This is a genomic window from Rhizobium sp. F40D2 (assembly GCF_051810745.2).
In the GTDB taxonomy this organism is placed as follows: domain Bacteria; phylum Pseudomonadota; class Alphaproteobacteria; order Rhizobiales; family Rhizobiaceae; genus Rhizobium.
In genome coordinates, this window is sequence record NZ_CM131436.1 from 3,077,530 (window position 1) to 3,102,975 (window position 25,446).

Below are 25,446 nucleotides of genomic sequence, written 5' to 3' on the forward strand. Positions count from 1 at the left end.
TTTACTTCACGGCAAGCTGCAGACCTTCGCGCGGCGTGACGATGGGCGACCAGCCGAGCACGTTGCGGGCGTGGGATATGTCAACCTGCAGGGAACCGCAAAGACGCTGGTAGAGGGCGTCTTTCCCCGTCAATCTTGCGCCCAGCTGTAGCAAGGCGGGGGGAAAGGGGAGCAGCATCGGTTTGACACCCAAGCCTGCGGCAATGCCTTCGATGAGCCCGGGCGTGGAGAGATCTTCTCCGTCGCCTGCGAGAAAGGTCTGGCCGGCCGCATGCTGATGCGTCATGGCCGTGATGATCAGGTCGACGAGATTTGGAAGCGCAACCAGTGTGCGGTGGTTTTTCAGTGAGGCGAAGGGGAGCGGTATCTTTTTCCGGACAAGTCCGACGAGGACGGCGAAGTTGCCCTTGGCGCCAGGCCCATAGACGAGGGGCGGCCGAATGACGACGACTTCGATGCCTGTTCGGTCGGAGATTTCATGCAGCCCGATTTCGCTTTCCAGCTTCGAAACGCCATAGGGATCAAGCGGCATCGGCGTATCGTCGTGGCGGAAAGGCCGGTCGTTTTCTTCACCATTGACTTTGATGCTGCTGATGAAAACGAACCTCTTTACCCCGGCGCGTGCGGCCTGCTCGGCGAGATTGAGCGTGGCGGCGGTGTTGATCCGGCGGAATTCCGTCAGAGGATCGGCCGCGCGGTCATTCATGATGTGCACCCGGGCGGCGAGATGGACGACGACGTCAACACCGTCGAGAGCGGCCGTCCAGTCCGTTTCGCTGGATATTTCGATGGGGAAATGCCGCACCTCTGCCGGAAAGGCGGGGGCTGCGGATCGCGTCGTCACCTGAAGCTCCCACAGCCGCTCGCCATGCAGTCTTTCGACGAGAGGCCCGCCGACAAAGCCGGCCGCGCCGGTGATGAGGCATCGCATGATCTGTTCCCCGCTTCAGCTTGAGTGCTCGGGTTAGCCGGAAGTGCCGACCGCATCAACAAGAAAGCCGCGCTTAAGCGCGTCGCATCAAACTTGATTCATGCGACGCGCCTTAGCTCTTTGTTTTGATGCATGTCGTTATCCCGGAACCGCTGCACACTTCCGGGCTTAGCCGTTACAGCTTCGTCGGATACGCAGTTTCTCGATCCTTGCGTGAGGCTTGCCGCAGCATTTGCCGCCGGCTTGACCGGAATCGAATTGTGGCAGATTCACTATGAACTCTATGGCTGAAGATTAGGAGCTGCGCATGCAAAAGAGTCTTGTTGCCGAGTTTCTCGGCACGTTCTGGCTTGTCTTTGGTGGATGCGGCAGCGCCGTCCTTGCCGCGGCCTATCCCGAATTGGGCATCGGTTTTGTCGGGGTGGCCTTTGCATTCGGCTTGACCGTGCTCACTATGGCCTACGCCGTCGGCGGTATTTCGGGCGGTCACTTCAACCCGGCCGTCTCCCTCGGCCTGACGGTCGCCGGACGGTTTCCCGCCGCGCGCCTGCTTCCCTATATCGTCGTCCAGGTTGTCGGCGCCGTCGCCGCGGCCGCGCTGCTTTATCTCATTGCCAGCGGCAAGGCGGGTTTCGAACTCGGCGGCTTTGCGGCCAACGGCTATGGCGATCATTCCCCGGGCGGTTATTCGCTGCTTTCGGCACTGCTGATCGAAGTGCTGCTGACCATGTTCTTCCTGATCATCATCCTGGGATCGACCAGCAGCCGGGTGCCTGCGGGCTTCGCGCCGCTTGCGATCGGCCTTGCGCTGACGCTGATCCATCTCATCTCTATCCCGGTGACAAATACCTCGGTCAATCCGGCGCGTTCCACCGGCCAAGCGCTTTTCGTCGGCGGCTGGGCATTGCAGCAGCTCTGGTTGTTCTGGATTGCACCGCTTGCCGGCGGGGCGCTCGGCGGCCTGGTGTGGAAGTTTCTCGACGACGCCGACTGACTGTAAGACCTGAGGCTATCTCGTTGAGCCCGCGTGGTTTTTCCATGCGGGCTTTGCCTTTTTGACGGATCGGCTGCGATATTCGCCTCGAAGACGTGAAGCTTCGAAAAATCAAGTGCGCGGCACGGACAAATGCCGCGCTTGGGAAGAAGAAGTTAACGAAAGTAAACACTTCATTAACCATAATGATGCTCTAATGCATGCAGGTCGGACAAAGGCCTGAAACGGCGCAGACAGCTTCGCGCAAGCGTTGATTTCGAGAATGAAAGTTATTTTTGGGGGTGTTGATGAGTCGCAAGCGTGTCGCTGTCCTGATGGGCGGATTTTCCTCGGAACGGCCTGTCAGCCTTTCCTCAGGAAAGGCTTGCGCAGAAGCCCTCGAAGCGGAAGGCTTCGACGTGACACGCATCGATGTGGCGCGCGATGTTTCGGAAAAGCTTGCCGCGTTGAAACCCGATGTGGTCTTCAATGCGCTGCATGGCCCCTTCGGCGAGGACGGCACCATTCAGGGTATCCTCGAATATCTCGAGATCCCCTATACGCATTCGGGCGTGCTTGCCTCGGCGCTGGCGATGGACAAGGACAAAGCGAAGCTTGTCGCCGCCGCCGCCGGCATTCCGGTCGCCGAATCGCAGGTGATCAATCGTTTCGCCTTTCCATCGACGCATCCGATGAAGCCGCCCTATGTGGTGAAGCCGGTGCGGGAGGGGTCGAGCTTCGGCGTCGTCATCGTTACGGAAGATCAGGCGCATCCGCCGCAGATCGTCAGCTCGCCCGAGTGGCGCTATGGCGAGGAAGTGCTCGTCGAGCGCTACGTCTACGGCCGCGAACTCACCTGCGGCGTCATGGGCGAGACTGCGCTCGGCGTCACCGAAGTGGTGCCGCAGGGACACAATTTTTATGATTACGATTCCAAGTATGCGGAGGGCGGTTCAAAACACGTCATCCCGGCGAAAATTTCACCGAATATTTACCAAAAAATACAAAGATTGGCCCTAAGGGCGCATCAGGCAATCGGTTGTCGCGGCGTCAGTCGGTCCGACTTTCGTTACGACGATCGTTTTTCCGAAGACGGCGAAATCATCTGGCTGGAGGTCAATACCCAGCCAGGCATGACTCCAACCTCGCTTGTGCCCGAAATGGCCGGTCATGCCGGTTATTCCTTTGGTGAGTTTCTCCGGTGGATGGTGGAGGACGCGTCTTGTTTGCGTTGACAGTCAAGAGGATAGGGCGCCCCAGCCATCATGCCGTGCTTCCGGTCATGGAAGCCGAAGAACGATTCGTCCTGCCGCGCCCCTTGCGCCGCGTTACCCGTTTCCTGATCAGCCTTGGCAGCGGCCGCATCTACATCCCGGCCCATACGGGCACGGTTTCGGCGCTGGCTTTCCTGGCTGCGACCGGGCTTTACGGCATGTCGCTTGGCGGCCACACCGAAGCCGTCGCGCAGGCGACGACGACGGCGGCGGGTTTTGCGATCGAGGACGTGAAGGTTTCCGGGAATTCGGAGACTTCCGAAATCGAGATCCTGCAACTGATCGGCCTCGACGGCACGACCTCGCTGGTCGCCCTCGACGTCGATGCTGCTCGCCGGAAGATCGCCCATCTCCCCTGGGTCGAAAGTGTCGAGGTTCGCAAGATCTATCCGAAGACGATCGAGGTGAAACTCAAGGAGCGTCAGGCCTATGCGATCTGGCAGCACGGGCAGGAGCTTTCGCTGATCGAAAAGAACGGCAGCGTCATTGCGCCGCTGCGCGACAATAAATTTTCGTCGCTACCGCTCGTTGTCGGCCGCGATGCGGAAACGGCGGCGGCGTCGCTCGACGAGGCCTTCTCGAAATGGCCCGACGTCAAGGCCCGCGTGAAGGCCTATGTCTGGATATCAGGCCGTCGCTGGGACCTGCACATGGATAACGGCGTCGTCGTCAAGCTGCCGGAAGACGGTATCGACCAGGCGCTGGCGACACTTTCGAAGTTCGACAAGGAGCACCAGCTCTTGGAGCGGGACATTGCTGCGGTCGACCTCAGGCTGTCCGACAGAACCGCAATCCAGCTGACGCCGGAGGCGGCAGTCCGCCGTCAGGCGGCTGTGATGGAGCGCACCAAGGAATTGAAGAAGGCGGGGCAGAATATATGAGCTTGTTCGGTTCATCCCATTTCGGATTGCCGCGCCTGAAGCCGCTCTCGTCGAAGCGGTCGCATGTCGTTTCGGTGCTCGACATCGGTTCGACCAAAGTCGTCTGCATGATCGGCCGGCTGACGCCGCGCGAGGAAAGCCAGATCCTGCCGGGCCGCACGCACAATATCGAGATCATCGGCATCGGGCACCAGCGCTCCCGCGGCATCAAGACCGGCGTGATCGCCGATCTCGACGCGCTGGAAGGCGTCATTCGCCTCGCCGTCGACGCGGCGGAGCGCATGGCTGGGCTGACCGTCGAGAGCCTGATCGTCAATCTGACGGCCGGCCGTCTCGGCAGCGACATTTACACGGCGACGATCGATCTTGGTGGCCAGGAAGTCGAACTCAACGATCTGAAGAAGGTGTTGTCGGCCGCCTGCCAGCAGTCGCTGCGTCAGGACCGTTCGGTACTGCATTCGCTGGCAACCGGCTTTTCGCTCGACGGCGAGCGCGGCATCCGCGATCCGCTGGCAATGTATGGCGATGCGCTTGGCGTCGATATGCATGTGGTCACCGCAGAGCGCTCGGCGCTGAAGAACCTCGAACTCAGCGTCAACCGCGCGCATCTGTCAGTCGAGGGCATCGTCGCGACGCCCTACGCATCGGGCCTTGCGGCTCTCGTCGACGACGAAGTCGAACTCGGCTGCGCGGCGATCGATATGGGCGGCGGCACGACGACGATTTCGGTCTTTGCCGAAGGCAAGCTCGTTCATACGGATGCCGTCGGCCTCGGCGGCCATCACGTCACCACCGATCTGGCGCGCGGCCTTTCGACCCGCATCGAGGATGCGGAGCGGCTGAAGGTCGTGCATGCCACGGCCCTTTCGAATTCCTCCGACGAGCGCGAGCTGATCTCGATTCCGCCGATCGGCGAGGACGACCGCGACCAGCCCTCGCAAGTGCCGCGGGCGCTGGTTTCGCGCATCGTTTCGGCCCGAATCGAAGAAACGATGGAACTGATCCGCGACCGCATCCAACGCTCCGGCTTCAGCCCGATCGTCGGCAAGCGCGTCGTCCTGACCGGCGGTGCCAGCCAGCTGACCGGCCTTGCCGATGTGGCGCGGCGCATTCTTGCCCGCAACGTCCGCATCGGCCGCCCGATGGGCGTATCGGGACTGCCGACGGCGGCCAAGGGCCCGGCTTTTTCGACGGCCGTCGGCCTGATGATCTATCCGCAGGTCGCGGACATGGAGACACATGCGTCACAGAGCGGTCTGCTCATGTCGCTTGGTGGAAATAACAGCCGCATAGCCCGGATGGGCCAGTGGCTGAAGGAAAGCTTCTGAAATTGAGTGATTGGCCGGCGTGGCGATGCGGCCAGAGAGAGAAGGAACAGGTACCATGACCATCAAGCTGCAAAAGCCTGACATCACAGAGCTGAAGCCGCGCATCACCGTATTCGGCGTGGGCGGCGGTGGCGGCAACGCTGTCAACAACATGATCACCGCCGGTCTCCAGGGCGTCGACTTTGTCGTCGCCAACACGGATGCCCAGGCGCTGACCATGACGAAGGCGGAGCGGGTCATCCAGCTCGGCGCCAACGTCACCGAAGGCCTGGGCGCCGGATCGCAGCCGGAAGTCGGCCGCGCGGCCGCCGAAGAGTGCATCGACGAGATCATCGATCACCTGAACGGCACGCATATGTGCTTCGTCACCGCCGGCATGGGCGGCGGCACCGGCACGGGCGCGGCGCCCGTCGTCGCACAGGCCGCCCGCAACAAGGGCATCCTGACGGTCGGCGTCGTTACCAAGCCGTTCCATTTCGAAGGCGGGCGCCGCATGCGCCTGGCGGAGATGGGCATCCAGGAGCTGCAGAAGTCTGTCGATACGCTCATCGTCATTCCGAACCAGAACCTCTTCCGCATTGCCAATGACAAGACGACCTTCGCCGATGCCTTCGCGATGGCGGATCAGGTTCTCTATTCGGGCGTTGCCTGCATCACCGACCTGATGGTGAAGGAAGGTCTCATCAACCTCGACTTCGCCGACGTCCGCTCGGTCATGCGCGAAATGGGCCGCGCGATGATGGGTACCGGCGAAGCCTCCGGCTCCGGCCGCGCGCTGCAGGCCGCCGAGGCCGCCATCGCCAACCCGCTACTCGACGAGACCTCGATGAAGGGTGCCCAGGGCCTGCTGATCTCCATCACCGGCGGTCGCGACCTCACCCTCTTCGAAGTCGACGAAGCCGCGACCCGCATCCGCGAGGAAGTCGATCCCGACGCCAACATCATCCTCGGCGCCACCTTCGACGAATCGCTTGAGGGCATCATCCGCGTCTCGGTCGTCGCAACCGGCATCGATCGGGCGATCAGCGAAGCCGCCGAGCGCAACGTTCAGCCGGTCGCAAGGCCTGCTATCCGTCCCTCCGCGGCTGTTGCTCCGGCAGCGGCCGCAGTTCAGCCTGCCCCCGTGATGCAGGCACCGAAGGTGGTGGATCCGATCGCGCAGACCATCCGCGAAGCCGAGATGGAACGCGAACTCGAATTCCCGGCCCCGCGTGCCAGCGCCCCGGTACAACAGCCTGTGGCACAGCAAGAAACCTTCCGTCCGCAGAGCAAGATCTTCGCGCCTGCGCCGGAAGCTCCCGTCATGCGTGCTCCGGTGCAGCAGCAGGCTCCGGCGCCCGTCATGAGCCAGCCGGTCACGAGCCAGCCCGTCCAGCAGCAGCCGGTCCGACAGGAGCCGATCATCCGCCAGGCGCCCGAACCGATGCGCATGCCGAAGGTCGAGGATTTCCCGCCAGTCGTCCAGGCCGAACTCGACCACCGCACGCAGCCGGCTGCCGCGCATGCAGCGGAAGAGCGCGGTCCGATGGGTCTGCTCAAGCGAATCACCAATTCGCTCGGCCGCCGCGACGACGAAGCCGTTGCCGCCGACATGACTGCCGCACCGCCGGCCGCTTCGCAGCAGCGCCGTCCGCTGTCGCCTGAAGCAAGCCTCTACGCACCGCGTCGCGGCAACCTCGACGACCAGGGCCGGGCGGTTCCGCAGGCCCGGATGATGCAGGAAGACGACCAGCTGGAAATCCCGGCATTCCTGCGTCGCCAGTCGAATTGAGCGGCTGAATCAGCACCGTTCATGCCCGGGATCAAGGTCCCGGGCATTGCTGTTTTTCAGCCCATGATTCGCAAGTGATTTCAATCGTGTGACTTCGTAACAAAGCGAAAGAAACAGTGATTTGGATTGGAGCGCCGGCGCACGTAAGTATGGTGCAAGGAAACTGCCCCACGAGTCCTTTCGGCAGGCTCGTTGTACAGAATGAACGGTGACCGCGCCGATCGGGCAGACTGCCGGTGCGGAAGAATAAAGGCAGAATTTATGGCAATTGGCTTGCTGGGTTTTCAAACTACGGTATCGCGTCCCGTGACGCTTTCGGGCATCGGAGTCCATTCGGGCGCGAATGTCTCGATCACGATGAACCCGGCCGAATCGGATACCGGCGTCATTTTCCAGCGCATGCATGCCAATGGTGATATCACCGAACTAAAGGCTGTCTCCTCGCAGGTCGGCAATACCGACCTCTGCACCGTACTCGGCTTCTCGCCCGCCCATTCGGTCGCGACGATCGAGCATGTGATGGCGGCGATCTATGCGCTCGGCCTCGACAATGTGGTTATCGAGGTGCAGGGCTCCGAAATGCCGATCATGGACGGCAGTTCGCTGCCCTTCGTCGAGGCGATCGAGCAGGTCGGTCTTGTCTCGCTCGGCGTCAAGCGCCGCTATATCCGTATCACGAAGCCGGTTCGAATCGAGCATGGCGGCTCCTGGAGCGAATTCCGTCCTTATGACGGCACGCGCTTCGAAGTCGAGATCGATTTCGACTGCCCGCTGATCGGCCGGCAGAAGTGGGCCGGCGACATGACCGCGGCCGCCTTCAAGGCCGAGCTTTCCCGCGCCCGCACCTTCGGCTTCATGCGCGATGTCGAGCGTCTCTGGGCCTCGGGCCACGCGCTCGGCTCCTCGCTCGAAAATTCCGTCGTCATCTCGGACGACAATACCGTCATCAACGTCGAAGGGTTGCGCTACGCCAAGGACGAATTCGTCCGCCACAAGACGCTCGATGCCGTCGGCGATCTATCGCTTGCCGGCGCCCCGTTCATCGGCTGCTACCGTTCCTATCGGGGCGGCCATAAGATGAATGCCAATGCGCTGAAGGCGCTGCTCGCCGATCCGTCTGCCTATGAGGTTGTGGAGACGTCGACGCCGCGCCAGCGCGTCGCCGCCCGCGAACTGATCGCGGTCAGCGCTTCGGAATTCGCTCCCTGGTCGGCATGACCTCCAGCACATTCTCAAGACCAGGCCGCCTCTTTCCCGGAGGCGGTTTTTTTATGTCCGCCGGGTCAGATGCTTTCCTGCCACAGGTCGGGGAAGAAGAGGAAAAGCCGGTCATTCCCCGGCTGCTGCCACAAAAATGCGTTAATGCCTTATCATTGCGTTGCTCTTGATGCACATTTATGGCTAGAAACGCCAGCGAGGCGTGGCTGCCGTGGAGCGAGCGGCGGCAGTGGGGTTCTTTCGAATGGGTTATGCAGGATCTGACGGTATGATGAAGACAGCGCGTGCTTTGTTCGCATCGCTTCTGGTGCTCAGCGCAGGCGCCTCGATATCCGGTTGCCAGTCGGATCCCGATATCGACATCACCAAGCTCGGCCTCGAAACCGATCCGCCGGATGTGCTCTACACCCAGGGCCTTGCCAACATGAAGGCCGGCAACATGGCGGAAGCGGCGCGCAAGTTCGACGCCATCGACCGCGAGAACCCTTTCTCCGAATGGGCGCGCAAGGCGCTTGTAATGAGCACCTTCGTCAAATACCGCCAGGGCCGCCTGGACGATGCGCTTGCATCGGGCAACCGCTACATGTCGCAATATCCGAAATCGCAGGATGCGGCCTATGTGCAGTATCTCATCGGTCTCACCTATTCCAAGCAGATCGTCGACGTAACGCAGGATCAGCGCGCCTCGGCCAAGACGATTGAAGCGATGCAGGCCGTGATCGACAATTACCCGAACTCCGAATATGTCGACGACGCGCAGGCCAAGATCCGCTTTGCGCGCGACCAACTCGCCGGCAAGGAAATGCAGATCGGCCGCTACTACATGGAGCGGAAGGAATATCTCGCCGCGATCTCCCGCTTCCGCATCGTCGTTGAGAAATATCCGAACACGAACCAGATCGAAGAGGCCTTGGCGCGTCTCGTTGAGGCTTATTACGCTATGGGCATCGTCGACGAGGCGCAGACGGCGGCTGCCGTCCTCGGCCACAATTATCCTGACAGCCAGTGGTATGCCGATTCCTACAAGCTGCTGCAGACCGGCGGTGCCGAGCCGCGTGAAAACAAGGGCTCGTGGATCGCTGCGGCAGGCAAGAAACTCCTGCTCGGTTCCTGAGGCCAATGCTGATCCAGCTTTCGATCCGCGATATCGTCCTGATCGAGCGGCTGGATCTTGCCTTCGAGACCGGCCTCTCCGTGCTGACGGGCGAGACCGGAGCGGGCAAATCCATCCTGCTCGACAGTCTGTCACTGGCGCTCGGTGGGCGCGGCGATGGCGATCTGGTGCGCCACGGCGAGGACAGGGGCCAGGTGACGGCGGTGTTCGACGTCGGCATGGACCACGGCGCCCGCACACTGCTGCGTGAAAACGGCATCGATGACGAGGGCGACCTGATCTTCCGCCGCCAGCAATCGGCGGACGGGCGCACCAAGGCCTATGTCAACGACCAGCCGGTCAGCGTGCAACTGATGCGGCAGGCCGGCCAGATGCTGGTCGAAATCCACGGCCAGCACGACGATCGCGCCCTTGTCGACACCAATGCCCATCGCACTCTGCTTGATGCCTTCGCCGGTCTCACCGATGAGGTCTCGGAGGTTTCCCGGCTGTATCGTCTGTGGCGCGACAGCGAGCGGACGCTGAAGAAGCACCGCGAGAAGGTGGAAGGTGCGGCGCGCGAAGCCGACTACCTCCGCTCTTCCGTCGAGGAGCTCGAGAAGCTCTCGCCGCAGGATGGCGAGGAGGACGAACTCGCCGATCGCCGCCAAAAAATGATGAAGGCCGAGCAGATCGCCGGCGATATCGCCGAGGCGTCCGAGTTCCTGAACGGCAATGCCTCGCCGGTGCCTCATATCGCCTCGCTGGTGCGCCGGCTGGAGCGCAAGAGCCATGAGGCGCCGGGCCTACTTGAAGACACCGTGACGCTGCTTGATGCCGCGCTCGACCAGCTGTCTAACGCCCAGATGGAAGTCGAAGCAGCGTTGCGCAAGACCGAATACGACCCGAGGGAGCTGGAGCGGGTGGAGGAGCGGCTTTTCGCGCTCAGGGCGGCCTCGCGCAAATATTCCGTGCCCGTCACCGAGCTGCCGGCTCTTGCGGTCCGCATGATGGCCGATCTTGCCGACCTCGACGCGGGCGAGGAGAGGCTTGCCAGGCTCGAAGCCGAAGTCGGCCTGGCGCACGAGAATTACGATGCGGCGGCGCGCTCGCTCTCCGACAAGCGCCATCACGCCGGCACCGCACTGGCTGCGGCCGTCATGACGGAGCTGCCGGCGCTGAAGCTCGAACGCGCCCGTTTCATGGTCGAGATCACCACGGATGCGCAGGAGGCGCTCGCGGAGGGCATCGACGTCGTCGAGTTCCATGTCCAGACCAATCCTGGCACGCGGCCGGGCTCGATCATGAAGGTTGCCTCCGGCGGCGAGCTGTCGCGTTTCCTGCTGGCGCTGAAGGTGGCGCTGGCCGATCGCGGATCGGCCCCGACGCTCGTCTTCGACGAAATCGATACCGGCGTCGGCGGCGCGGTGGCCGATGCGATCGGCCAGCGGCTGAAGCGGCTGTCGGAGCGGGTGCAGGTGCTCTCGGTCACGCATGCGCCGCAAGTCGCCGCCAGGGCGGCGACGCATCTTCTGATCTCCAAGGGGCCAGCCGCCGAGGGATCGGAAAAGATCGCCACGCGGGTGGCGACGATGGCGCAGAAGGACCGCACCGAGGAGATCGCCCGGATGCTGGCCGGGGCTTCGGTGACCGAAGAGGCGAGGGCGGCGGCGAAGCGGCTGCTGTCCGGCAACGGCTGATTTTCCAGCACTGCCGGCGGTGACAAAGATTCCGCTTCGCGTTATGCGCACCATTCCGAACAGCGTCGAACCGGTGCCATGCGGCTTTTCCATTTCAGCGATGACCCCGATATTGCGGTGTTCGAGCCACGGCCAGTCCGCATGCCCTCGATGCGCCCGACAGGCCGGGAATGGCTGAACGGCCCGCTCGTCTGGGCGATCGATGGCGAACATGACTTCATGTATCTCTTTCCGCGCGACTGTACGCGCATCCTGATATGGGCGACGGCCGAGACGCCAGAGATCGAGCGGCGGCAGTGGCTCGGGGATTTCCGGGCTGCAGCCTATGTCGAGCGCCATTGGCTGGAAGAGCTCAGAGAAGCAACGATCCATTGCTACGAACTACCCACCGACGGTTTCGAGGATCTTGGCGATGCAGGCATGTGGGTGGCCCACGGGCGCATCGTCCCCATCGAGCGCACCGCCATCGCGCGGCTCGGCGGGGAGTTTGCGCCGCGTGGGGTCGAACTGCGGGTGGTCGATAGCCTCCGGCCGCTGAAAAGCCTCTGGGACACCGGCCTTCATGTCAGTGGCATCCGCCTGCGCAATGTGAGGGATTGGGAGTAGAGCGGGCGGGGCGATGCGTTTGCCGCGAACGCTAACCTCAATCTCCTCATTCCTGTGACATCCCTCGGGTCAAAGCCCGAGGACAGGAATGACGGAGGAGAGGAAAAGTGGGTCAATCTTACCGATACGGTATATGCACACTCTCTTTTCATCCGGCAATTTTGCTCTAAAACCAATGCAGATTTCTGGCCAGATTCTCTGGAGTGATATTCCATGCCCACCGAAGGTTCCGCCGTCGACACGTTGACGATCGAAGAGGCTGCCGCCGAGCTTGAGCGGCTGGCAAAGGAGATTGCGCATCACGACGCGCTCTACCATGGCAAGGACCGGCCGGAGATTTCGGATGCGGATTACGACGCGCTGAAGCGCCGCAACGATGCGCTGGAAGTGCGGTTTCCCGAGCTGATCCGCGAGGATAGCCCGTCGCGGCGTGTGGGTGCCGCGCCCTCCGTCACCTTCTCGCCCGTCGTCCATGCGCGGCCGATGCTGTCGCTCGACAACACGTTTTCGCAGGAGGACGTGCAGGATTTCGTCACCAGCGTCTATCGCTTCCTCGGCCGTCTGCCGGACCAGTCGATCGCCTTCACTGCCGAGCCGAAGATCGACGGTCTGTCGATGTCGATCCGTTACGAGAACGGCAGGCTGGTGACGGCGGGGACGCGCGGTGACGGCACGACGGGCGAGAACGTCACCGCCAATATTCGCACTATCGCCGAAATCCCCAACAAGCTGCCAAAGGGCGTGCCCGCGGTGGTGGAGATCCGCGGCGAGGTCTATATGGCCAAGAGCGACTTCCTGGCCCTCAATCGGCAGATGGAAGCGGAGGGCAAGCAGACTTACGTCAATCCGCGCAATACCGCCGCCGGGTCGCTGCGCCAGCTCGACGCCAAGGTGACGGCGAGCCGCAAGCTGAAATTCTTCGCCTATGCCTGGGGCGAGATGTCGGAAATGCCCGCCGACACCCAGTTTGGCATGGTGCATGCGTTCAAGGACTGGGGTTTTCCGGTCAACCCGCTGATGAAGCGGCTGAATTCGGTCGCCGACATTCTGGCGCATTACGACGAGATCGGCCTCGAGCGCCCGGATCTCGACTACGACATCGACGGCGTCGTCTACAAGGTCGACAGCCTCGAACTGCAGACCCGCCTGGGCTTCCGCTCGCGTTCGCCACGCTGGGCGACGGCGCATAAATTTCCGGCCGAACAGGCCTTCACCGAAGTCGAGAAAATCGAGATCCAGGTCGGCCGCACCGGCGCACTGACGCCGGTGGCGCGGCTGAAGCCGATCACCGTCGGCGGCGTCGTCGTCACCAACGCGACGCTGCACAACGAGGACTATATCAAGGGCATCGGCAACAGCGGCGAGCGCATTCGGCCTGAAGATCACGATATCCGCGAAGGCGATACCGTCATCGTCCAGCGCGCCGGCGACGTCATTCCGCAAATCCTCGACGTGGTGATGGAGAAGCGCATGGCCGACGCCCGGTCGTACGAATTTCCGAAAACCTGCCCGGTCTGCGGCTCGCATGCGGTGCGCGAGGTCAACGAGAAGACCGGCAAGATGGATTCTGTGCGCCGCTGCACCGGCGGCTTCATCTGCCGGGCGCAGGCGACCGAGCATCTGAAGCACTTCGTCTCGCGTAACGCCTTCGATATCGAGGGGCTCGGATCGAAGCAGATCGACTTCTTCTTCGAACACGAGGACGCGTCGCTGCAGATCCGCACCGCGCCCGAAATCTTCACGCTGGAGAAGCGCCAGCAGCAATCGCTGACCAAGCTGGAGAATATCGACGGCTTCGGCAAGGTCAGCGTCGGCAAGCTTTATGCGGCGATCAACGAACGGCGCAGCATTGCCCTCCACCGCTTCATCTACGCGCTCGGCATCCGTCATGTCGGCGAGACCACGGCAAAGCTGCTGGCGCGTTCCTACGGCACCTACGAAGCCTTTGCGACCGCGATGAAGGAAGCAGCCCCGCTTTCCGGCGACGCCTGGAACGATCTCAATGCCATCGAGGGCATCGGCGAGGTGGTGGCGCGCGCCATGGTTGAGTTCTACAAGGAACCGCGCAATGTCGAGGTGATCACCCGCTTGCTTGAGGAAGTGACGCCCCAGCAGGCCGAACAACCGGTAACGACCGGCAGTCCGGTGGCCGGCAAGACCGTGGTCTTTACCGGCTCGTTGGAAAAATTCACCCGCGACGAGGCGAAGGCGAGGGCGGAAAGCCTCGGCGCCAAGGTGGCGGGATCGGTCTCCAAGAAAACCGACATCGTCGTCGCCGGCCCCGGCGCCGGCTCGAAGCTCGACAAGGCGCGCGAACTGGGCGTGCAGACGATGGACGAGGACGAGTGGCTGGCGCTGATCAGCGGGTGAGGGCTGACGGCAGGCCGCCAGCCTCGTTCGCTCATAGACTGAGCCGGGCCATCGTATAGGCGTCGACATACTCTCCCGATCGGAAACCGAAGGCCCTCAACAGGCCTTCCCGCTCGAAGCCGAACGTCTCGTAGAGGCCGATGGCGGCGTGGTTGTCGGTGTAGACGGTCAGTTCCAGTCGTTTGACATCCAGCCAGTCGTCGGCGGCATCGACCATGGCGCCGAGCAGGATGCGGCCGAACCCGCGGCCGGTGAAATCGTCATGTACGCCCATGCCGAGGCTGGCTGCGTGCTGCCTGCGGCCGGAGAGACGGTTGAGGCCGCAATTGCCGACGATCTTGCCATCCAGGGTAACGACGAGGTTCAGCGCACCCGGCGCTGGGTTTTCCATGTATTTGCGAACCTCTTCGACCCTCTGGTACGGCGGGCGCAGGGTGCCGGCCCGATAGCCCGGCAGATTTATCAGATCGGTGATTTCCTCCGCATCGGAAAGGCGTACGGCGCGCACGAGGATGCCCTCCGGTAGGCGCGCCCGGCGGCCAGGCTCATTCTCTTCGTTTTCGGACATTGGCTGCTCTCCGTTGGTTTCAAAAGGAGAGCCGGAGTTTTTCTGAAAACCCTGCTCGCCTCGGCAGGGTTTTCGGGATGATCGGATCGCTGCTAACGCGCCATCGCTCCCGCGCACCCTTCAAGGGTCGTGGTGTGATGGATAAGCGCTGCCATGGTTACGGTACCGATCATGCCGGCAAGTTTCGATATGCGGGGTGAAATGTCAACCGTGCGTCGTATCGAATTTGCGCGGCCGGGAGCGGGACGGTATTTCTGTTTCGGAAAGAAACGATTCGGGTGCCGATTTGAAGACCATCGCGATTGACTTCGAGACGGCGAACGAACAGCGCGGCAGCGCCTGTTCCGTCGGCCTTGCCTGGATCGAGGAGGGTAGGGTGACGCGCGTCGAGGAGCGGCTGATCCGGCCGCGGGACATGCGTTTTGCCGGGATGAACATTGCGATCCACGGCATCCGGCCGGAGCATGTCGAGGATGCGCCTGAGTTTCCCGAAGTGATGGACGAGTTTCACGAGGATATCAGCGGCGCGACGATGATCGCCCATAATGCCGCCTTCGATTTCAGCGTCTGGCGGGCTAGCCTCGATCTTTACCGGCAATCCTATCCGGAACTGACCTATCTCTGCAGCCTGAAGATGGCGCAGCGGATCTGGCCGCACTTCCTCTCGCATCGGCTGAACCTGATCGCCGAGCATCTCGGCCTGCGTTTCGTGCACCATAACGCCGCCGAGGACGCCGTCGTCTGCGCGGCAGCTGCCATCGAAATGGCTAAGGCGGTCAAGGCCAATGCCGTCCACGCCATACCGGCGCTGATCGGCATGAGGCCCGGCCGGCTGACGGCGCGGGCCTACGAGCCCTGCACCTGCCGGAAAGGCTGATCGTTTCCCGCGGACAGCCGTTTCTTGCAAAGCATCGGGGCGCACTTATCTAGAAAGCGGATCATTCAGCGCATAAACCCTAAAATCGGAATCGATTTTCGGAAAGGATTATGCGCAGATTCAGAGTGATAGAGCGTCCTTAGCGCGTCCGGTCGGACGCGCGGCGCTCTAAGGAGCCGCCATGTCCAAGTCGCGCAATCTTCTCCTCGCCGCCTTCTCCTTCGCCGCCCTTTCCGCCGGCGCCGCCTCGGCCGAAGTCGTCGGCAAGGTCGGGGTCGACTGGATCGGCAACGACATCATCGTCGAGGCGGTCTCCGATCCGGAGGTCAAGGGCGTCACCTGCCACGTCACCTATTTCGACCGCAGCCTGATCGACCGGTTCAAGAACGGCAACTGGTTCGAAGATCCCTCCAACAATTCGATCGCCTGCCGGCAGACGGGGCCGATCGAGATCGGCAATATCGACCTGTCCAAGGATGGCAGCGAAGTGTTCCGGCAGGGCATGTCGCTGATCTGGAAGACGCTGGTCGTCAACCGCATCTACGACAAGGCCAACGACACGCTGATCTATCTCGCCCATTCCAGGGAACTGACGGATGGCTCTGCGAAGATGTCGATCTCGACGATTCCGCTCTATGGGCAGAATGTGACGTGGAAGAATGGGAAGCCGCAATAGGTTGCAGGTTTGTGTGCGACGCGCGTTTCATCTTGAGTAGTGCATCTCTCCGAGCTCCCTCATGCCTGTGCTTGTCACAGGCATCCAGCATTTGGCAAGCGAGTCTTTCACCGCGCAGACGCGCGGTGGCTGAATCTCTGTGACGAGCACAGAGATGAGGGAGGAGAGGGCGGAGAGATTGGCGATGGGGCGCTCCTGTTCAAAGCAAAAGGCCCGGAAAACCGGGCCTTCCAATGCCTAATTGAGAAGTGTCAAGCCGCCTGCGTCAGTTCGTCGGCAATAACGGTATCGAGGTTGAGGAAGCAGACCATGGTCTTTTCCAGCGCGACGATGCCGCGGCAGAAGGCGCGCTGGGCTTCCGGGATGATTTCCGGCGGCGGCTGCAGATCTTCGCTCTTGATGGTCATCATGTCGGAAACCTGCTCGACCAGCAGGCCGACCAGCTTGCCGGCGATGTCGGTGACGATGATCGCCGAGCGCTCCGAGGGTTCGGTCATCTTCATGCCGAGGCGGCAGGCCATGTCGATGACGGGGATAACCGCGCCGCGCAGGTTGATGAGGCCGAGCACGTAGGGCGGAGTGTGCGGCATCGGCGTCACCGGCGCCCAGCCGCGGATTTCGCGGATGGCCATGATATCGATGCAGAATTCCTGGTCGCCCAGGTGGAACGAGACGATTTCGAGATAAGCGCCCGACTGCTTGATGGCGTTGTTGTTGTTCATGGTCAGAATTCTTCCCAGTTATCCCCGGCGGAGTAGCGATGCAGAACCGCCATTAAATATAGATGTGACGGCTTAAGTCTTTCCTAACGATATGTATTTTGGGATTGCCCGTCGCTCTGAAGGCAAGCTATTCACAAACATCGCTTTTTTGATCCGTACTGATTTCTTGGGCTGGTTTCCGGTTGGGGACGGCCGCGGCCGATGAGACAATTAATCACGGGTCAGAAAACATATTGTTGAGTTGCGCGCCTTCGGTCGAGACTGTAATCACGCCGGCAAAGGCGGGCGACGCATTCGCCTGGATCGAGGATCTCGCCAATGAAGACATTTCGCATTGCCGTCTGGGTCGGTGTCCTGATACTTGCAGGGGTTCTCGGGTTCTTCAGGTGGTATCCGTTAAAATCGGGTGATGTGGCGTTGGAGGCGCCCTTCGGTGTTCCTTTCACCCTGGTCTCGCAGAGCGGACGGCCGATTACCGAAGAAGCGTTGCGCGGCAAGCCGACGGCGCTGTTCTTCGGTTTCACCCATTGCCCCGAGGTCTGCCCGACGACGCTTTTCGAGCTGAACGGCTGGATGGAGAAGGTCGATCCGAAGGGCGACAAACTGCAAGCCTATTTCGTGACCGTCGATCCGGAGCGCGACACGCCCGAGATCATGAACGAATACGTTTCCAACGTCTCCAAGCGCATCACCGGCATTTCGGGTCCGCCCGACAAGATTGCCGAGGTCATCAAGGGTTTCCGTGTCTACGCCAAGAAGGTGCCGGTCGACGAGAAGGATCCGAACGGCGATTACACGATGGATCACACCGCCTCGGTCTTCCTGCTCGATTCGGCCGGGCGGTTTGCCGGAACGATCGCCTATGGCGAAAACCCGGACACGGCGGTAAAGAAGCTGGAGAATCTCGTCAGCAAAGGGTGATGGTTTCAGCGTGATGGGGCGCTGGCTCGACCGGTGGCGGGCAACGGAAACGGGAAAGACCGCCTATCGTGAGTGAAATCCGCCTTTATGTGACGACGACCGAGAGCAAGGCCGAAGAGATCCTCGATCTTCTGAGCGCGGTCTTCGGCGAAGAAGACTTTGCCATCGGTACCACCGAGATCGACGAGAAGAAAGACATCTGGGAAGCCTCGATCTATATGATGGCCGAGGACGAGGCCGAGGTGCATTCCCGCGTCGAGGACGCATTGAAGGCCTCTTTTCCCGATGCCCGGCTGGAGCGGGAAGTCATCCCCGATGTCGACTGGGTGGTGAAATCGCTGGAGGGGCTGAAGCCTGTCAGGGCGGGGCGCTTCCTGGTGCATGGCTCGCATGACCGCGACAAGGTCCGCCCCGGCGATATCGCCATAGAGATCGATGCCGGCCAGGCCTTCGGAACCGGCCATCACGGCACCACCGCCGGCTGCCTCGAAGCGATCGACGCTGTGGTGCGTTCGCGCCAGGTGCGCAACGCGCTCGATCTCGGCACCGGCAGCGGCGTGCTGGCGATTGCGGTGCGCAAGCTGAAGAACATACCGGTGCTCGCAACCGACATCGATCCGATCGCGACGCGGGTGGCGGCAGAAAACGTGCGCCGCAACGGCATCGCGTCTGGTATCGTCACCAGGACCGCGCCGGGCTTTCATTCGACGGCCTTTTCCGAGCATGGTCCTTTCGATCTGATCATCGCCAACATTCTCGCCCGGCCGCTGATCCGCATGGCGCCGAAGCTGGGGGCGCATCTGGCACCCGGCGGCTCGGTCATCCTTTCTGGCATTCTCGCCGCGCAGCGCTGGAAGGTGATCGCCGCCTATAGCGGCGCGAGGCTTCGGCATGTCCGGACGATTTGGCGGAACGGCTGGGTGACGATCCATTTCGATCGGCCGTGAGTTTTTGGGGCGATGAGGAGGCGAGTGCCTGCTTGATGGCGCATCCGCCGCGGTGTTTCACTGCGCCGACGGCGAGTTTGGCGAGAACATCACCTCACTCTCCGTCATCCTCGGCCTTGAGCCGAGGACCCATGCCACTGCTGCTGATAGATGCCGCATGGATGCTCGGCTCAAGGCCGACGATGACGGAGCGTGGGGTCGGCGGGAGCAGCCATTCACCGTACAGGCGCCTATATCAGGAACCTGTCCGCCAGCTAGAGCGGGATGATTTTAGGTGGAATCGCAATTGGGATTGAACGAAGCCGCTTTCGCGGCATTTGGAGGATCTGATTGCATGAAGCGCTCCTGATTGAAGGAATGGGCTGTTTTGCCCAACCTTCAATCAGGAGATGACGATGACGGAGATGAGCCCTCTACGCCGGCGCATGATCGATGACATGACGATCCGCAATCTTTCGCCAGCAACGCAACGATCGTATTTACATGCGGTAACGAAGTTCTCGCGCTATTTCGGGCGATCGCCAGACCGTCTTGGACTGGAAGACGTGCGCGCGTTTCAGGTGCATCTGGTTTCATCGGGCCTATCATGGCCAGCCTTGAACCAGACAGTTTGTGCCCTGCGGTTCTTCTTTGGCGTCACGCTTGGTCATGGCGAGATACCGGAGCGCATTGCCTATGCCCGGACACCGGCCAAGCTGCCGACGATCCTCAACGGCGACGAGATCGTGCGGTTTCTGGAAGCCGTTCCAAGCCTGAGGACCCGTACCGCACTGACGACAGCGTATGCGGCGGGGCTGCGCGCCTCGGAAGCTGTCCATCTCAAGGTCCGCAACATTGATGGCGAACGCGGCATCATCCGCGTCGAGCATGGCAAGGGCGGAAAGGATCGCAACGTCATGCTGTCAGCGCAGTTGCTCGCGATCCTGCGGGTCTATTGGCGGCTGGCGAGACCCGAGGTCTGGCTGTTTCCGGGTCGGGACGAGACCAAGCCCATCGACGTCCAGGTTCTGTATTCTGCCTGCCGTTCGGCGTGCGCCGCGGCCGGCATCGACAAAAGGGTAACGGTGCATACGCTGCGCCACAGCTTTGCCACCCATCTTTTGGAAAGCGGAACCGACATCCGCATCATCCAAGTTTTGCTCGGCCACAACAATCTGTCCACCACGGCACGCTACACGAAGGTTTCCAATACCCTGATCCGCAGCACGACCAGCCCGCTCGACCGACTGACGCTGGAGGTGGTGCCGCCAAGCTGAGCAAGTTTCGCCATGGCGGCGGGACTGGAGGTGGCGGATATTTTTCGCCGCCACGGGGAAAGATATCGTCAAGCCCACGACACCCATCTCGGGCGTGTCGAACGCCGGGTCATGAGTGCGGTCGAGATGTGCCGGACCGCTCGCCTGGGCGGGCATGTCCAGCAATGTCAGGACTGCGCGGCGTTCCGCATCGCCTATAATTCCTGTCGCAACCGGCATTGCCCAAAGTGCCAGGGACAGGCGAGCCGTGACTGGCTTGCTGCCCGACAGGCCGACCTTCTGCCTGTCGGCTATTTCCACGTGGTCTTCACCCTACCGCAGCAGATCGCCGCAATTGCCTTCCAGAACAAACATGCCGTTTACACGATCCTGTTTCGCGCCGTCGCCGAGACGTTGCGCAAGCTTGCTGCCGATCCCAGGCATCTGGGTGCAGAGATCGGCTTCATCGCGGTGCTGCACTCCTGGGGACAGAACCTCCATTTTCACCCTCATATCCACTGCATCGTGCCGGGCGGCGGATTGTCGGCGGACCAGTCCCGTTGGGTTCCCTGCCGGGCAAACTTCTTCCTGCCCGTGCGCGTTCTGTCATCCCTGTTCAGGCGGTTGTTTCTTGAAGAGCTGAAGCAGGCCTACGACCTGGACCAGCTTCGGTTCTTTGGCGATATCGCCGGCCTGGCCAATCCGGCGGCGTTCAATCACATTGTCAAAGAAACGCGGCGTGTCGCCTGGGTGGTCTATGCCAAGCCGCCATTTGCCGGACCCGAACAGGTGCTGGCCTATCTCGGGCGCTATACCCATCGCATTGCCATCTCCAATTCCCGCCTCGTCAGCATCGATGGCGATCGAGTCACATTCCGATGGAAGGACTATCGAACGGGCGGCAGGCAAAAGGTAATGACGCTCGATGCCCACGAGTTCATCCGCCGTTTCCTGCTTCACACCGTTCCGGACGGCTTTCACCGCATTCGTCATTATGGCCTGCTTGCCAATGGCCATCGGCAACTGAAGCTGGACCTGTGCCGAAGCCTGCTCGACGTCCCGCCGCCGGAACACCCGGTCGAAGAACCGGACACAAAGCCACCACCTTTGCTGCACCGCTGCTCCTGTTGCGGCGGAACCATGACGATCATCGGCGCGTGGACCCCGCTCCAGCCGGTACGTCGGCCAGCATGGAACGACAGTTCATGATCATACCACGCGCGCCATCATTGCAACGATCAGCGTCGGCATGCCGAAGAGCCGCGGTGCGAGTGCTTTGGCCAATCGTGCCCGAGCGACGTTTCGGTCGATGCAAACCAGCCGACAGGCGCGTCAAAGACACCGCAAATACCGGCAAGAATCTCCTTCCATACCTGTCCACGGGCTCCGGCAAGGCTCAACCCTGCAAAACGCCATCCACCGCTTCGGCTAAATCCCCATAGCGCCAAACAACCCGCGCCTTCGCTCAATCCGGCTTCAATGAGGTCCGATCAGTGAATGCCGCACGCACAGCGCCCGGACCTCACAGAACCCTCCAGATTCCCTTTTGGACGCAAATCAGATTCATCCTTCAGGCCGGTAAGGAGGCCGGTCTGGATGGCGAGACCTTTTTCGAATGATCTGCGAGAGCGTGTTGTCGGGGCGGTGACGCAGGAGGGGCTGTCGTGCCGGGCTGCGGCCAAACGGTTCGGCATTGGCATCAGCACCGCGATCGATTGGGTGCGGCGGTTCCACGCAACGGGCAGCGCAGCACCCGGCCAGATGGGCGGCCACAAGCCGCGGGCAATCTGCGGTGGCCACCGGGAATGGCTTGTCGAACGCTGCCGCGCGAGTGCGTTCACGCTGCGTGGGCTGGTCGCGGAATTGGCGGAGCGGGGTCTGGACGTGGATTACCGGTCCGTCTGGGCCTTCGTCCAGGATGAAGGGCTGAGTTATAAAAAAAGACGCTGGTCGCCAGCGAACGGGAGCGACCCGACGTCGCCGCCAGGCGGGCGCGCTGGCTGAAGCATCGCCATCGCATCGATCCGGCCCGCCTTCTCTTCATCGACGAAACCTGGACGAAGACGAACATGGCGCCGCTCAGAGGCTGGGCGCCGCGTGGCGAGCGGCTCTTGGGCAAAGCTCCTTTCGGCCATTGGAATACGATGACCTTCATCGCCGCGCTTCGAACCGACCGCGTCAGCGCACCATGGATCATTGATGGCCCCATCAACGCCGAACGCTTTCTCATCTACGTTGAAAAGGTGCTGGTGCCAGAACTCAAACCTGGCGACATCGTCGTGATGGACAATCTCGGCTCGCATAAAGCCAAGGCGATCCGGGTCGCCATCCGCAGGGCCGGCGCCCGACTATTCTTTCTGCCGCAATACTCCCCAGATCTCAATCCGATCGAGAAGCTCTTCGCCAAGATCAAACACGGGCTGCGACAGGCACAAGCCAGAACCCGCAACGCCATCGACGACGCGCTTGCAGCTATCCTCCAAACCGTCTCGCCAAAAGAGTGCCTAAACTACTTCAAGGAAGCCGGATATGAACGGACGTAAAATCATCCCGCTCTAAACCCTACCGATGACAACGAAAAAGGCGGTGCCGATGGCACCGCCTTGGACCGGTCTATCCGGCCAATGCCCGCGAGCTCAAAGGGGAGGAGCGCTCGAGCGGGCTCTACTGCATTCCAATAGGCCGGTCCGGGAGGGAGGAGACGGACGGGCTTTCAGACTTAGAACGCGTAGCTGGGAGCGCCGTTGTGGCGCGTGGCGCGCTGGCCGGCGCCGAGCAGCTTGAGGCTGTCTTCGTTCTGCGGCCGGCGGGCGCCGATGACGTGACGTACGGTCTGGCGTTCGCCAGCCTGCACCGGGCTGCTATATGCGAAGCGCGAGAGAGAGGCGGTCATTTCAAAAATTCCTTTGTTGCAGGTTCATCGCGAACCGTTCGATGCCGGCTATATAGCTATTCTGAAAGGCGGAGGCAGAGGGTTTCGCTCATGGGAGCCATGCGGCCAATGCATAAAGCGTGCCAAATTAACTTTTCGCGTCACAGTTCTGTCAAAATATTAGGCGGCACCGAGGGTTTCGACTCGTTTCGTCGCTTTTTCTCCCCATCGATTGAAATTTCGCTAACATGGCCGGCATCCCATTTACCGGATTCGTCTCAACCATTCGGGTTTCCAGCATGTTCCAGTCCTTCGAAGTCACCTCCACGCCCCAATTCGGCAGGGATCGGGTATCGGCGCTGCGCGCTGCTTTCGATCTGCTCGGGATCGACGCCTTCCTGGTGCCGCGCGCCGACGAGTTCAACGGCGAATATGTTCCCGCATGTTCGGAGCGCCTGGCATGGCTGACGGGCTTCACCGGCTCTGCAGGCATTGCAATGGTTCTGCGCACGCAGGCGATCGTCTTCGTCGACGGGCGTTACGTGACGCAGCTTGCCGAACAGGTCGACGGTTCGGTCTTCTCGGGCGGCGATCTCGTCAACGAGCCGCCGCATCTCTGGCTGGCCGCAAACGGCGCCAAGGGCCTTCGGCTCGGCATCGATCCCTGGCTGCATTCGGGTGCCGAGGTGCGCCGTCTGGAACGCGCGCTTTCGCAGATCGGCGGCACGCTCACCTTCCTGCCGCACAATCCGCTCGACAGGCTCTGGAGTGACCGGCCGGCCGAGCCGCTCGGCGCGGTCAGCATCCAGAATGTCGCGCAGGCCGGCGTGCTTGCCAGGGATAAAATCGCGACGATCGCGGTCGACCTTTCGAAGAAGGTTCTGGCGGCAGTGCTGATCGCCGATCCATCCTCGGTCGCCTGGACGTTCAACATTCGCGGCTCCGACGTGCCGCATACACCGCATCCGCTGGCGCGCGCCATCGTCCATGCCGATGGGCGGGCCGATCTTTTCCTCGACAAGCGCAAGACAGGCATCGAGCCGGAGGCCTATCTCGGACAGATCTGCACACAGCTGCCGCCCTCGGCGCTGGAGGAGAGGCTCGCTGCCGTTTCCAGGGATGGCGGCCGCGTATTGATCGACCCGGATATCGCTTCCTATGCGCTGGCCGAGATCATCCGCAAGGCGGGCGGCGAAGTGGTGGAGGGTACTGATCCCGCCAAGATGCCGCGCGCGGTGAAGAACGACGTCGAGATCAACGGCTCGGCCGCCGCGCATCTGCAGGATGGCGCGGCGATGGTGGAATTCCTCTATTGGCTGTCGCAGGAAAAACCCGGGACGGTGAGCGAAATTGCTGCCGCCGAGCATCTCGAAGCGGTGCGCGCTCGCGTCGGCCAGAGCATGCAGAACCCGCTGAAGGACATTTCCTTCGACACGATTTCAGGTGCCGGCGAACATGCGGCGATCATGCATTACCGCGTGACCACCGAGACCAACCGGATGATCGAGGCCGGCGAACTCTTCCTGATCGATTCCGGCGCGCAATATATCAACGGCACGACAGACATCACCCGCACGGTCGGCATCGGCGCGGTTTCAGAAGAGCATCGCCGCTTCTTCACGCTGGTGCTGAAGGGGATGATCCAGATCAGCACGGCGCGTTTCCCTAAGGGTACGCGCGGCTGCGACCTCGATCCTCTGGCGCGCATCGCGCTGTGGCGGGCAGGGGCCGATTTCGCCCATGGCACGGGCCATGGCGTCGGTTCCTATCTCTCAGTGCATGAGGGGCCGCAGCGCATCTCGAGGCTTTCGACGCAGGAACTGCTGCCCGGCATGATCCTGTCCAACGAGCCGGGCTATTACCGCCCCGGCAGCTTCGGTATCCGCATCGAAAACCTGATCTATGTGCGCGCGGCCGAGGAGATCGACGGCGGCGACGCGGCGATGCTCGGCTTCGAAACGCTGACCTTCTGCCCGATCGACCGCAGCCTCGTCATTCCGGAGCTTCTGACCCATGACGAGCTTCATTGGTTTAACGATTATCACCGCCGCACATGCGAGGCGCTGATGCCGCTGATCCACGATCACGATGTCAGGGCTTGGCTCGAAAACGCGACGCTGCCGCTGGAATATTAAGAAGACGGGTTTGAGGCGCCGGCCTTCGGCCGGTGCTCAGACCCCGATCGTGTGGCGCCATGCCATCACGACGATCCAAGCGGCGACCAGCATCCAGCTATGCGAAACCCGCAGGCCGACGAAGAGAGCAACGACCAGCGCCAGTTTTGACTCCCAGCCGCCGATAAAGAAGGCCGGCGCGACCAGCGTCGTCAGCACGGCGGCCGGCACGGCGTTCAGCGCCGCTTCCATGCGCGGCGGGATGCGCTTCATTTTGGTGATGAGGATGTAACCGCCGATGCGGGTGGCGAAGGTGGCGGCTGCGGCGGCGAGGATGACGAGCGCCATGTGAAGATCGAATTCCATGGC

At 61.8% G+C, this 25,446-nt stretch carries 23 protein-coding genes; 18 read left to right on the forward strand and 5 right to left on the reverse strand.

Annotated features, from left to right (window positions below; genetic code table 11):
• Position 1: 1 nt before the first annotated feature.
• On the reverse strand, positions 2-931 hold the full coding sequence (locus ACS4RS_RS14710; protein WP_439010385.1) for an NAD-dependent epimerase/dehydratase family protein: 930 nt from the start codon (positions 929-931) through the stop codon (positions 2-4).
• A 307-nt stretch (positions 932-1,238) separates the two neighbouring features.
• On the opposite strand from ACS4RS_RS14710, the gene aqpZ reads away from it, so the two are divergent.
• The 10 genes from aqpZ (at position 1,239) to ligA (ending at position 14,145) form a co-directional block, all read left to right on the forward strand.
• Positions 1,239-1,925, forward strand: a complete 687-nt coding sequence (gene aqpZ, locus ACS4RS_RS14715; RefSeq protein WP_439010384.1) for an aquaporin Z — start codon at positions 1,239-1,241, stop codon at positions 1,923-1,925.
• Between the two features lie 287 nt (positions 1,926-2,212).
• On the forward strand, positions 2,213-3,139 hold the full coding sequence (locus ACS4RS_RS14720) for a D-alanine--D-alanine ligase (protein ID WP_439010383.1): 927 nt from the start codon (positions 2,213-2,215) through the stop codon (positions 3,137-3,139).
• Positions 3,127-4,059, forward strand: a complete 933-nt coding sequence (locus ACS4RS_RS14725) for an FtsQ-type POTRA domain-containing protein (RefSeq protein ID WP_439010382.1) — start codon at positions 3,127-3,129, stop codon at positions 4,057-4,059. The genes ACS4RS_RS14720 and ACS4RS_RS14725 overlap by 13 nt, the downstream gene beginning before the upstream one ends.
• A complete protein-coding gene (gene ftsA, locus ACS4RS_RS14730; RefSeq protein WP_003565034.1) occupies positions 4,056-5,387 on the forward strand; it encodes a cell division protein FtsA in 1,332 nt (443 codons plus the stop codon). The genes ACS4RS_RS14725 and ftsA overlap by 4 nt, the downstream gene beginning before the upstream one ends.
• A 55-nt stretch (positions 5,388-5,442) precedes the next feature.
• Positions 5,443-7,158, forward strand: a complete 1,716-nt coding sequence (gene ftsZ / locus ACS4RS_RS14735; protein WP_439010381.1) for a cell division protein FtsZ — start codon at positions 5,443-5,445, stop codon at positions 7,156-7,158.
• Between the two features lie 261 nt (positions 7,159-7,419).
• Positions 7,420-8,376 (forward strand): UDP-3-O-acyl-N-acetylglucosamine deacetylase, encoded by a 957-nt coding sequence (lpxC, locus tag ACS4RS_RS14740; RefSeq protein WP_439010380.1) that lies wholly within the window; start codon positions 7,420-7,422, stop codon positions 8,374-8,376.
• A 244-nt stretch (positions 8,377-8,620) separates the two neighbouring features.
• Positions 8,621-9,490, forward strand: a complete 870-nt coding sequence (locus tag ACS4RS_RS14745; RefSeq protein WP_439010379.1) for an outer membrane protein assembly factor BamD — start codon at positions 8,621-8,623, stop codon at positions 9,488-9,490.
• 5 nt (positions 9,491-9,495) lie between these two features.
• Complete coding sequence (gene recN, locus ACS4RS_RS14750; protein ID WP_449313703.1) at positions 9,496-11,169, forward strand: DNA repair protein RecN; 1,674 nt, start codon at positions 9,496-9,498, stop codon at positions 11,167-11,169.
• Positions 11,170-11,247: 78 nt separating this feature from the next.
• A complete protein-coding gene (locus ACS4RS_RS14755; protein WP_439010377.1) occupies positions 11,248-11,775 on the forward strand; it encodes a DUF6886 family protein in 528 nt (175 codons plus the stop codon).
• A 213-nt stretch (positions 11,776-11,988) separates the two neighbouring features.
• Positions 11,989-14,145 carry an NAD-dependent DNA ligase LigA gene (ligA, locus tag ACS4RS_RS14760; RefSeq protein WP_439010376.1) on the forward strand — a complete coding sequence of 719 codons (2,157 nt, stop codon included), beginning with the start codon at positions 11,989-11,991 and terminating at the stop codon, positions 14,143-14,145.
• A 31-nt stretch (positions 14,146-14,176) separates the two neighbouring features.
• Here the strand turns inward: ligA and ACS4RS_RS14765 are convergent, their stop codons facing one another.
• Positions 14,177-14,713, reverse strand: a complete 537-nt coding sequence (locus ACS4RS_RS14765; protein WP_439010375.1) for a GNAT family N-acetyltransferase — start codon at positions 14,711-14,713, stop codon at positions 14,177-14,179.
• A gap of 286 nt (positions 14,714-14,999) precedes the next feature.
• Here ACS4RS_RS14765 and ACS4RS_RS14770 point away from each other — a divergent pair, with 286 nt between their 5' ends.
• Complete coding sequence (locus ACS4RS_RS14770; protein WP_184378204.1) at positions 15,000-15,590, forward strand: 3'-5' exonuclease; 591 nt, start codon at positions 15,000-15,002, stop codon at positions 15,588-15,590.
• Between the two features lie 181 nt (positions 15,591-15,771).
• Entirely contained in the window at positions 15,772-16,266 is a 495-nt protein-coding gene (locus tag ACS4RS_RS14775; RefSeq protein ID WP_439010374.1) for a CreA family protein, read from the forward strand.
• 251 nt (positions 16,267-16,517) lie between these two features.
• On the opposite strand, the gene ACS4RS_RS14780 is transcribed toward ACS4RS_RS14775, so the two are convergent.
• Positions 16,518-16,988: a chemotaxis protein CheW gene (locus ACS4RS_RS14780; RefSeq protein ID WP_003541378.1), complete on the reverse strand. Its 471-nt coding sequence runs from the start codon at positions 16,986-16,988 to the stop codon at positions 16,518-16,520.
• Between the two features lie 318 nt (positions 16,989-17,306).
• Here ACS4RS_RS14780 and ACS4RS_RS14785 point away from each other — a divergent pair, with 318 nt between their 5' ends.
• From ACS4RS_RS14785 to ACS4RS_RS14805, 5 genes are all read left to right on the forward strand, one after another.
• Positions 17,307-17,909 carry an SCO family protein gene (locus ACS4RS_RS14785; protein ID WP_003593391.1) on the forward strand — a complete coding sequence of 201 codons (603 nt, stop codon included), beginning with the start codon at positions 17,307-17,309 and terminating at the stop codon, positions 17,907-17,909.
• A gap of 68 nt (positions 17,910-17,977) precedes the next feature.
• Positions 17,978-18,856 carry a 50S ribosomal protein L11 methyltransferase gene (locus ACS4RS_RS14790; protein WP_439010373.1) on the forward strand — a complete coding sequence of 293 codons (879 nt, stop codon included), beginning with the start codon at positions 17,978-17,980 and terminating at the stop codon, positions 18,854-18,856.
• Between the two features lie 395 nt (positions 18,857-19,251).
• Positions 19,252-20,112, forward strand: coding sequence for a tyrosine-type recombinase/integrase (locus ACS4RS_RS14795; protein WP_439008560.1), 861 nt, complete (start codon positions 19,252-19,254; stop codon positions 20,110-20,112).
• A gap of 12 nt (positions 20,113-20,124) precedes the next feature.
• The gene (locus ACS4RS_RS14800) at positions 20,125-21,300 is read left to right on the forward strand and encodes an IS91 family transposase (RefSeq protein WP_439008559.1); all 1,176 of its coding nucleotides are present in this window, start codon (positions 20,125-20,127) and stop codon (positions 21,298-21,300) included.
• A 387-nt stretch (positions 21,301-21,687) separates the two neighbouring features.
• Positions 21,688-22,634, forward strand: a protein-coding gene (locus tag ACS4RS_RS14805; RefSeq protein WP_439009996.1) for an IS630 family transposase whose coding sequence is annotated in 2 segments (ribosomal slippage) — positions 21,688-22,026 and positions 22,029-22,634 — 945 coding nt in all. Because the reading frame shifts where the segments join, the coding sequence is not laid out codon by codon here.
• A 176-nt stretch (positions 22,635-22,810) separates the two neighbouring features.
• Here ACS4RS_RS14805 and ACS4RS_RS14810 read toward each other — a convergent pair.
• Complete coding sequence (locus tag ACS4RS_RS14810) at positions 22,811-22,984, reverse strand: hypothetical protein (protein WP_449313704.1); 174 nt, start codon at positions 22,982-22,984, stop codon at positions 22,811-22,813.
• A gap of 278 nt (positions 22,985-23,262) precedes the next feature.
• On the opposite strand from ACS4RS_RS14810, the gene ACS4RS_RS14815 reads away from it, so the two are divergent.
• Positions 23,263-25,098 (forward strand): aminopeptidase P family protein, encoded by a 1,836-nt coding sequence (locus tag ACS4RS_RS14815; protein WP_449313705.1) that lies wholly within the window; start codon positions 23,263-23,265, stop codon positions 25,096-25,098.
• 36 nt (positions 25,099-25,134) lie between these two features.
• Here the strand turns inward: ACS4RS_RS14815 and ACS4RS_RS14820 are convergent, their stop codons facing one another.
• Positions 25,135-25,443: an AzlD family protein gene (locus ACS4RS_RS14820; protein WP_439010372.1), complete on the reverse strand. Its 309-nt coding sequence runs from the start codon at positions 25,441-25,443 to the stop codon at positions 25,135-25,137.
• Positions 25,444-25,446: the final 3 nt, after the last annotated feature.

Excerpts from the sequence above, each read along its gene's own strand:
- ACS4RS_RS14710 (WP_439010385.1), bottom strand. The coding sequence starts at position 931 with ATGCGATGCCTCATCACCGGCGCGGCCGGCTTTGTCGGCGGGCCTCTC.
- aqpZ (WP_439010384.1), top strand. The coding sequence starts at position 1,239 with ATGCAAAAGAGTCTTGTTGCCGAGTTTCTCGGCACGTTCTGGCTTGTC.
- ACS4RS_RS14720 (WP_439010383.1), top strand. The coding sequence starts at position 2,213 with ATGAGTCGCAAGCGTGTCGCTGTCCTGATGGGCGGATTTTCCTCGGAA.
- ftsA (WP_003565034.1), top strand. The coding sequence starts at position 4,056 with ATGAGCTTGTTCGGTTCATCCCATTTCGGATTGCCGCGCCTGAAGCCG.
- ftsZ (WP_439010381.1), top strand. The coding sequence starts at position 5,443 with ATGACCATCAAGCTGCAAAAGCCTGACATCACAGAGCTGAAGCCGCGC.
- lpxC (WP_439010380.1), top strand. The coding sequence starts at position 7,420 with ATGGCAATTGGCTTGCTGGGTTTTCAAACTACGGTATCGCGTCCCGTG.
- ACS4RS_RS14745 (WP_439010379.1), top strand. The coding sequence starts at position 8,621 with ATGGGTTATGCAGGATCTGACGGTATGATGAAGACAGCGCGTGCTTTG.
- recN (WP_449313703.1), top strand. The coding sequence starts at position 9,496 with ATGCTGATCCAGCTTTCGATCCGCGATATCGTCCTGATCGAGCGGCTG.
- ACS4RS_RS14755 (WP_439010377.1), top strand. The coding sequence starts at position 11,248 with ATGCGGCTTTTCCATTTCAGCGATGACCCCGATATTGCGGTGTTCGAG.
- ligA (WP_439010376.1), top strand. The coding sequence starts at position 11,989 with ATGCCCACCGAAGGTTCCGCCGTCGACACGTTGACGATCGAAGAGGCT.
- ACS4RS_RS14765 (WP_439010375.1), bottom strand. The coding sequence starts at position 14,713 with ATGTCCGAAAACGAAGAGAATGAGCCTGGCCGCCGGGCGCGCCTACCG.
- ACS4RS_RS14775 (WP_439010374.1), top strand. The coding sequence starts at position 15,772 with ATGTCCAAGTCGCGCAATCTTCTCCTCGCCGCCTTCTCCTTCGCCGCC.
- ACS4RS_RS14780 (WP_003541378.1), bottom strand. The coding sequence starts at position 16,988 with ATGAACAACAACAACGCCATCAAGCAGTCGGGCGCTTATCTCGAAATC.
- ACS4RS_RS14785 (WP_003593391.1), top strand. The coding sequence starts at position 17,307 with ATGAAGACATTTCGCATTGCCGTCTGGGTCGGTGTCCTGATACTTGCA.
- ACS4RS_RS14795 (WP_439008560.1), top strand. The coding sequence starts at position 19,252 with ATGACGGAGATGAGCCCTCTACGCCGGCGCATGATCGATGACATGACG.
- ACS4RS_RS14800 (WP_439008559.1), top strand. The coding sequence starts at position 20,125 with ATGGCGGCGGGACTGGAGGTGGCGGATATTTTTCGCCGCCACGGGGAA.
- ACS4RS_RS14810 (WP_449313704.1), bottom strand. The coding sequence starts at position 22,984 with ATGACCGCCTCTCTCTCGCGCTTCGCATATAGCAGCCCGGTGCAGGCT.
- ACS4RS_RS14815 (WP_449313705.1), top strand. The coding sequence starts at position 23,263 with ATGTTCCAGTCCTTCGAAGTCACCTCCACGCCCCAATTCGGCAGGGAT.
- ACS4RS_RS14820 (WP_439010372.1), bottom strand. The coding sequence starts at position 25,443 with ATGGAATTCGATCTTCACATGGCGCTCGTCATCCTCGCCGCCGCAGCC.